Annotated in this window: 1 protein-coding gene; it reads left to right on the forward strand. The window is 79.0% G+C overall.

Annotation, left to right across the window (positions count from 1 at the left end; translation table 11 throughout):
- Positions 1-257: 257 nt before the first annotated feature.
- Positions 258-1,213, forward strand: a 956-nt coding sequence (locus tag EBN88_RS29915) for a hypothetical protein (RefSeq protein WP_122400088.1), incomplete at its 3' end; no start/stop codon positions are given.

Here is a 1,213-nt window from a genome sequence, read left to right on the forward strand (position 1 = left end):
CGTCTGACGACGGCCCCGCCGCCTGGCGGCGCCCGGGCCGTCGTCGTGGGCGCGGCGCCCGGCCCTCCCGGGCAGGAGCCCCGGCGGCGCCGCCGTTCCGGTCCCGGGCGGCAAGCCCCCTTTGCCATGCGGCGGGCCGGCGCGGCAAGGGGGCCCGGCGGGGGAACATTTGCCCGAAGCGCGGCGGGATGTCGCCGTTTCTCCACGGCTGTGTAACAGAGGTAGCCTGCCGGGCGCCCAGCGGGAATCGCCGACGCATGACCCACGACGTCCCGCTCACGCCCCGCAGGCAACCCGAACTCGCCCCCGCCACACCACCGCTGACCACCCTCGACGCGCTGCGTGCCCAGGGCGTCCCGGCCGCCACCGCCCGCCGCCGCTGCCGCCCGGGCGGCCCGTGGCAGATGCCACTGCCCGGCGTGGTCCTGTTGCACGCCGAACCGCCGGACGGGCACGAGCTGTTGCGCGCGGCGCTGCTCTACACCGGCGAGGCGGACGCGGCCGACGGGCGGGCGGTGATCACCGGGCGGGCCGCGTTGGCCGTGCACGGGCTGACCTCGGCCGGCCCGCCGGCCGCGCTGCGGCGGGTGGACGTGCTGGTGCCGCACACCAGGCGGCTGCGTTCCGTCGGCCCGGTCGGCATTCTGCGCACCGCGCGGCTGCCCAGGGCGCGGCGGGTCGGCGGGCTGCCCGTGGCGCCCGTCGCCAGGGCGCTGGCCGACGCGCTGCTCCACCCCGGCCCCGGGGCCGACGCGTCGGCCGCCGCGCACCGGCTGCTTCCCGCGCTGAACGAGGCGGTGCGGCTGGGGCTGTGCGAACCCCGGTCGGTGATCGCGGAGTTGGAGCACTCGGGAGGACTGGACGAGCCGGCCGTGGCGCGGGCCGTCGAGGGGCTGCTGGCGGCCGGGCGGCCGGTGGCGGAGGAGTTGCTCTTCCACATGGTGCGGCAGGGCGCGTTGCCCGACCCGTGCTGGAACGTGGGGCTGTGGCTGCCGGACGGCCCGTTCCTCGGCCATGTGGACGCCTACTGGCCCGAGGCGTCCGTCGCGCTGCTGCTGGACACCCGGCTGCCCCGGCAGCGCGGCACCGCGCCGACGCCGGAGGAGGCGGAGGCCGCGCGGCGCGAGGCGACGCTCCGGGGCCTTGGCGTCACGGTGGTCCGGGTGGCGCCGCGCGCGCTGCACGCGTCCTGGCGGCGGCAGGCGACCGCCGT

It is taken from the genome of Streptomyces triticirhizae (assembly GCF_003696235.1).
Lineage (GTDB): Bacteria > Actinomycetota > Actinomycetes > Streptomycetales > Streptomycetaceae > Streptomyces > Streptomyces triticirhizae.